Below are 6,743 nucleotides of genomic sequence, written 5' to 3' on the forward strand. Positions count from 1 at the left end.
GAGTCAGCCATTGTTTTTTACAAATCGGATATTGAAAGTGTCGATGGTTATCTGGTTTAGGGCATCGGTATTTCCCATATCAATTTTTAACTATGAAAGGAGTAAACAAGTGAGAAATTGGCTTGTTGCATTAGCTTCTCTTCTCTTGCTGGCTGGCTGTGAAAAGCCCGCAGAGCAGGTACATCTCAGTGGCCCAACCATGGGAACCACTTACAACATCAAATACATTCAACAGCCGGGCATTGCGGATTCGAAAATACTGCAAACCGAGATTGATCGACTCCTTGAAGAAGTGAACGATCAAATGTCGACTTACCGTAAAGACTCTGAGCTCAGCCGTTTTAACCAGCATACCAGTAGCGAACCTTTTGTCGTTTCTACCCAAACGTTAACCGTGGTGAAAGAGGCGATTCGTTTGAACGGTCTTACTGAAGGTGCTTTAGATGTGACCGTCGGACCTTTGGTTAATCTGTGGGGATTTGGCCCAGAAGCCCGTCCTGATGTGGTACCAACCGATGAAGAGCTGAATGCACGTCGTGCTATTACTGGCATTGAGCATCTGACGATTGAAGGGAATACGCTGAGTAAAGATATTCCTGAACTGTATGTCGACTTGTCTACGATTGCCAAAGGTTGGGGAGTAGATGTGGTCGCCGATTACCTTCAATCTCAAGGTATCGAAAACTACATGGTAGAAATTGGCGGAGAAATCCGTTTGAAAGGACTGAACCGTGATGGTGTTCCCTGGCGTATTGCGATAGAAAAGCCAAGTGTTGATCAGCGTAGTGTACAAGAGATCATCGAACCGGGTGATTATGCGATCGCAACCTCCGGTGATTACCGTAACTACTTTGAGCAAGATGGCGTTCGTTACTCACATATCATCGATCCAACCACCGGACGCCCAATAAATAACCGCGTGGTCTCAGTGACGGTACTGGATAAGTCTTGTATGACGGCGGATGGCTTAGCAACAGGCTTAATGGTCATGGGCGAAGAGCGTGGTATGGCTGTCGCAGAAGCCAACCAGATCCCGGTTTTAATGATTGTGAAGACGGATGATGGCTTTAAAGAGTACGCATCAAGCAGCTTTAAACCGTTTTTAAGTAAGTAATAGTGAGCATAAAACAATGAACACCTTTTTGATTACTTTTGGTTTCTTTCTGGCCGTGATTGCCGCCATGGCCGTTGGTTACATTTTCCAACGTAAAGTGGTGAAAGGCAGCTGTGGTGGTTTAGGTGCAGTGGGCATCGAAAAAGTCTGCAATTGCCCTGAGCCTTGTGATGCACGTAAAAAACGTGAAGCTAAAGCAGCCGCCCGCGCCGAGCGTCTTGCGGCTTGGGAAAAAGATCGGATCGCATAATCCGTGCTATCGCATCAAAAAGCTCGCTCCGGCGGGCTTTTTGTTGTCATCCCTAAACCACCGCTTTTAGCGGTGGTGATTGTTTATCAGACTTTCCTTATCGATGGCTTATTATTATACTGTTTATGTATACAGTATTGGTGGGCTATGCAAGACAGAATTCGTAAAATTATCCATGTCGATATGGACTGCTTTTTCGCTGCCGTTGAAATGCGGGATAACCCTGCGTATCGAGAGATACCACTGGCCGTGGGCGGACATGAAAAGCAGCGTGGAGTGATCAGTACATGCAACTATCAGGCGCGCAAATTTGGCGTTCGTTCTGCTATGCCCACTGCTCAGGCATTAAAACTCTGCCCTCAACTGCATGTCATCCCGGGGCGGATGTCTGTCTACAAAAGTGTTTCTCAACAAATCCAAACTATTTTTCAGCGTTATACCACGTTGATTGAGCCTCTTTCACTTGATGAGGCCTATCTTGATGTCAGTGAATCGACTGCCTATCAAGGTAGTGCGACCTTAATTGCTCAAGCGATTCGACGTGATATCTGGCAAGAGTTGAATTTAACGGCGTCCGCTGGTGTTGCGCCGATCAAGTTTCTTGCAAAAGTCGCGTCCGACTTAAATAAACCTGATGGCTTGTATGTGGTGACGCCTGACAAAGTACAGGAGATGGTCGATAGTTTGCCGCTGGAAAAGATTCCTGGTGTTGGCAAAGTGGCGTTAGAAAAGCTGCATCAAGCCGGTCTTTATGTCGGAGCGGATGTAAGGCGAGCGGACTATCGCAAGTTACTGCATCAATTTGGGCGTTTAGGTGCTTCGTTGTGGAAAAAAAGTCACGGCATTGATGAACGTGAAGTGGTGACTGAGCGGGAACGAAAATCTGTCGGTGTGGAGTACACCTTTAGCCAAAACATTTCGACGTTTCAGGAGTGTTGGCAAGTGATTGAACAGAAATTGTATCCGGAGCTAGATGCTCGTTTGAGTCGGGCTCATCCACAGCGAGGCATTATTAAACAAGGCATTAAAGTGAAATTTGCTGATTTCCAACAGACAACCATTGAGCATGTTCACCCTGCATTAGAGCTCGACTACTTCCACGAGCTGTTAGAGCAAGTGTTAACTCGCCAGCAAGGACGAGAAATTCGCTTACTTGGTTTAAGTGTCATGCTTAAGCCGGAATTGCAGATGAAACAGCTATCGATGTTTCCGAGTGATGGATGGCAATAGGCCGATGCCTCTCTTAAAACAGACATCATGGAGTGGGGTGATAAAGAGCGTTATCCTTTCGTCGCCTAATACAAATCGTTTGGTATGGTGTGTTTGTTATTGATATACCACTCTAAATGAATGAGAGAGAGTTCAACTTTGGGTTCCTTTATCTGGGGGTTGATTTGATGAATTGAACAATAAACGGCAGGAAAGTGTCATTTTTGACGTTTTATTGGCGTAGTATTCATCAGGATTGATTATAGTTGGCAAAAAATCGGCCAGAGAACACCATGAAAAAATCGTTTTTAACCTTAGCGCTATTAATGAGTTCCTCCACTTGGGCGGCACAATGTCAGGTGGATATCCAAAATGAAGTGCATCTTAATACTCAACGTATTGAGATTCTGCGTACCAGCAGTGATAAAGCGCTGATCGATAAGCAGAATAATCTTTATATTCAAGGTAAGAGAGTTTCGCTTAACGCAGATCAGCAGGCAGCGGTACGTCAGTATCGTGAGCAGTTGACCAGTTTACTGCCAAAAGCTCAGCGATGGGCAGACGATAGTTTGAAGCTAGCCAATCAGTTAGTTGACGATGTTGCACTCTCTTTAGAGGCCCCACAAGCGTTTAATAATGTGAAAACCTCTATAACTACCTTGTTTGCTGAGGCGAAAGCTGAGTACTTTAAAAATGGTGATTTGGTTGTTCCCGCTGAAACGTTTGCTGCAATGCAAGCTCGATGGCAACAGAAATTAGCGCAGGGAAAAGAAGTCCTCACGCAGCAATTTTTTACCAGTGCGTTTGATGTGATGGCGAATAAAATGCAGCAGGAGGGCGGGGTGAATCTTAGCCAGCTTGGTAAAAACATGGCGGATTTAAAAAACAAATTGGACAGCAAGCTAAAAGAACAAAGCTCGACGTTTGAGAAACAAGGACGAGAGTGGTGTGATTCGCTGAACAAAATGACGCAACAAGAACAGCAATTACACAAAAAGATCCCTCAACTAAAGAACTATCAAGTCTTCACCATCTAAACTGATAAGAGCGTGACCTGCGCTCTTTTGTTCTAAGTAAAGGTTTATTATGACGATGGTGATATGAATTTAAATAACTTTAGCCTACGCTGGCTAACGACACTCAATGCGTTAGCGGTGGTGTTAGGCTTTTTAATGTTTTATCTGACCTTTAAATATTTCTGGTCACATGATCGTGAAGTTGCGCAAGTGCTGCAGTTACAACAGGCCGAGCTGCAGCGGGTTGAAACCTTGTTGTCGTTAGAACGTAAGGCGATGGGGGCTTCTTTGGCAGATTATGCCGCTTGGGATGAAATGGCAGACTTCATTGCAAAACCCACCCTTGAGTTCACACAAAGCAATATTGGCGAGCACGCTTTCAGTTCACAATTCCTCGATGGCGTATTTATCTATGATCCTGAGGGCAATTTGGTTTGGGGCAAGAAATATGACGCAGCAACGGGGCAGAGCTCTAGCTATGAGCACTTATTGCCGGATTTTTCACGTATTTTACAGCAGGCGACACGTTTAAGTGTGAATAAAATCTCGACTTCCGTTCGTTATATGGTGGTGGAGGATGAGCCCTATTTAGCTGCCACCGCTCGTGTCTGTGACAGTGATGGGAAAGTGTGTAACAAAGGTTTCTTAATCTTTATTAAAAAGGTTCGCGCCCAGTTTGCGAATGTGGTTGAGCAAGCCACTGGTGTCGATATCGAAGTCTTAACCTGTAAAAATGATGCACCCTTACCGCAAGACGAAGTGGATGTCTCATACATCAAGCAACTCGATTACAGCGGTAATTCCAGCGTATTGTTTAAAATTAACCATCACATTAAGCATCCTCCCTTCATTCGAACCGAAGAAATTCTTGCTTTGCTGTTCTTTTCACTGGTGATGTACTTAGTCAATTTATGGGTGGTGATTGCCTTGATCAAACCGATCACGACCGCCAGTCAAGTGTTGCAACAATTCAAAACATCGGGCGGAAAAATGCCGGATGCGAGTACTTTTATCTCATCGGAGATGAAAGAATTTGCCACTACGATCAACCGAATCGTCGGACAATTGGAGGATAGTCAACAAGTGTTACGTTGGCAGTCTGAGCATGATCCACTAACCCGCATTTCCAATCGTCGCCATTTAGAAAAACAGCTTAAAAGTTATTTGAGCGATCGTCCGCAAGCCTATCTGGTGCTGTTTCTTGTCGATATCGATTTTTTCAAACGTTTCAATGACAGCTTTGGGCATTTAGCCGGCGATGAAGCCTTATGTTCCGTGGCTGATGTGCTCCAATCGGTAGAGTTCCATGGCGAGAAAATCGTGGCGCGCTTTGGGGGAGAAGAGTTTTGTGTTGTTTTAGCTTCGGACTGTGCATTTGATGCAGAACAGTATGCACAACAGATGAGAAGCAAAATCGAGCAGCTCGCGATTGCTAATCCGGTTGATGCACTCTGCCAATATCTAACGGTGAGCATTGGCGGTGTGTATGCTATTTCTCCAAAGATGGAGTCTTATCTCTCTTTGTTCCATCAGGCGGATATGGCACTTTATCATGCGAAAGAACACGGACGAGATCGATACGTTGTGCGAAACTTTGTCTAAATTTTAAACGATACATCATTTGAAATTTGATTTGAGTCGATAAAAGTAAAGTGATTGGGTGATTTTTCAGCGAATGATTCTGTTGCTGATTGAGTCAATCTCCTCTTTGTATTAATGTACTAGTCAACTAGTGTGTTGGTATCGTGAGTCGTCGTAATGGCACAATCAAATTCTCGTGAGACATTCAGCTCTCGCCTCGGTTTTATTCTTGCAGCTGCTGGAGCTGCAGTCGGGTTAGGTAATATTTGGGGGTTTCCTACTCAAGCGGCCAGCAATGGTGGCGGCGCATTTTTATTGGTCTACCTTATTTTGATCTTTGTGGTCGCCTTCCCGATGTTGGTCGTGGAAATGGCGATTGGCCGCTATGGTCAAGCTAACCCTGTCGATAGTATGCGTTCACTCACCTCTCAACCTGCTGCGAAAAAAGTCGGTGGATTCGTTGGTTGGGTTGGCCTTAGTGTACCCAGTGCCGTCTTGGCCTTTTACAGCATTGTGGGTGGCTGGATTATCTGTTTTTTACTGGGAGCCATGACCGATCTGTTTGGTTTCACCGCGGCAAGTGCGTGGCTGAAAGGATTCAGTGTCGAACGTAATCTTTTTGGTACGCTGATTTTTTATGTGTTAACGATCTTGATTGTGCAGGGTGGCGTGAAGCAGGGGATTGAGCGCTGGTCAACCCGACTCATGCCTGCTCTATTTGTGCTGTTTGCCGTGCTGTTTATCTACATCATGACTCAGCAAGGGGCTTGGGAAGGATTGAAGCATTATCTGATCCCTGATTTTGAAAAAGTGTGGGATCGTAAATTGATCTTGGCGGCAATGGGACAGGGATTCTTCTCATTAACCATTGGGGGTTGTTCGATGCTGATTTACGGCTCTTATCTGAGTAAGAAAGAGAACTTGCCGAAAATGGCGATGAGCGTGACCTTGGTGGATACAGCGGTGGCTTTTATTGCCGGTTTGGTTGTGTTGCCAGCAATGTTTGTGGCAATGAATAAAGGCGTGCAGATTTATGCGCAAGATGGCTCTTTGCTGAGCTCTGATACCTTAGTCTTTACCGTATTACCTTTGATGTTTGATAGCTTGGGCTTACTGGGACAGATTTTCGCCATGGTGTTTTTCCTTCTGCTCACCATCGCTGCGCTCACTTCTTCTATCTCTATGCTTGAATGTCCGGTTGCACTGGTGGGTGAGCGTTTCAATACTCGCCGTACGCCAACCAGCTGGGTATTGGGCGGTTTGATTGCCCTGTTTAGTGTGGTGATTGTCTATAACTTTGGTGCCCTGTTTGGTTTGGTTGCCACTCTAGCGACGCAATATTTGCAGCCTACTGCCGCCTTAATGTTCTGTCTCTTTGGTGGTTGGGTATGGCAGCGTGATGCCAAAATGAAAGAGCTGCAAGCCGGATTTCCGGAACTGCAACAAAGCTTATTTGGCAAAATCTGGCCTTGGTATGTGAAATTTGTCTGCCCTGTTTTAGTGGCGACAGTGATTTGGGCTTCGTTTGGCTAAATAAAGCGCGGCTAGCGCAAGAAAAAGCCCTCATGATGAG

General features: G+C 45.4%; 6 protein-coding genes. All 6 read left to right on the forward strand.

All coding sequences use genetic code 11. From position 1 onward, the window contains the following. Positions 1-109: 109 nt before the first annotated feature. Positions 110-1,114 (forward strand): FAD:protein FMN transferase, encoded by a 1,005-nt coding sequence (locus tag GOU96_RS10105; protein ID WP_118088911.1) that lies wholly within the window; start codon positions 110-112, stop codon positions 1,112-1,114. A 16-nt stretch (positions 1,115-1,130) separates the two neighbouring features. Next, on the forward strand, positions 1,131-1,364 hold the full coding sequence (nqrM, locus tag GOU96_RS10110) for a (Na+)-NQR maturation NqrM (RefSeq protein ID WP_001091359.1): 234 nt from the start codon (positions 1,131-1,133) through the stop codon (positions 1,362-1,364). A gap of 147 nt (positions 1,365-1,511) precedes the next feature. After that, positions 1,512-2,594: a DNA polymerase IV gene (gene dinB / locus GOU96_RS10115; RefSeq protein ID WP_114711125.1), complete on the forward strand. Its 1,083-nt coding sequence runs from the start codon at positions 1,512-1,514 to the stop codon at positions 2,592-2,594. Positions 2,595-2,839: 245 nt separating this feature from the next. Further along, positions 2,840-3,610, forward strand: coding sequence for a YggN family protein (locus GOU96_RS10120; RefSeq protein ID WP_175229915.1), 771 nt, complete (start codon positions 2,840-2,842; stop codon positions 3,608-3,610). A gap of 63 nt (positions 3,611-3,673) precedes the next feature. Further along, the gene (locus GOU96_RS10125) at positions 3,674-5,191 is read left to right on the forward strand and encodes a diguanylate cyclase (RefSeq protein WP_267780852.1); all 1,518 of its coding nucleotides are present in this window, start codon (positions 3,674-3,676) and stop codon (positions 5,189-5,191) included. Between the two features lie 156 nt (positions 5,192-5,347). Next, positions 5,348-6,703, forward strand: coding sequence for a sodium-dependent transporter (locus GOU96_RS10130; RefSeq protein WP_000079390.1), 1,356 nt, complete (start codon positions 5,348-5,350; stop codon positions 6,701-6,703). Positions 6,704-6,743: the final 40 nt, after the last annotated feature.

Source organism: Vibrio sp. R-1, assembly GCF_035615595.1.
Lineage (GTDB): Bacteria > Pseudomonadota > Gammaproteobacteria > Enterobacterales > Vibrionaceae > Vibrio > Vibrio cholerae.

Excerpts from the sequence above, each read along its gene's own strand:
- nqrM (WP_001091359.1), top strand. The coding sequence starts at position 1,131 with ATGAACACCTTTTTGATTACTTTTGGTTTCTTTCTGGCCGTGATTGCC.
- dinB (WP_114711125.1), top strand. The coding sequence starts at position 1,512 with ATGCAAGACAGAATTCGTAAAATTATCCATGTCGATATGGACTGCTTT.
- GOU96_RS10125 (WP_267780852.1), top strand. The coding sequence starts at position 3,674 with ATGAATTTAAATAACTTTAGCCTACGCTGGCTAACGACACTCAATGCG.
- GOU96_RS10130 (WP_000079390.1), top strand. The coding sequence starts at position 5,348 with ATGGCACAATCAAATTCTCGTGAGACATTCAGCTCTCGCCTCGGTTTT.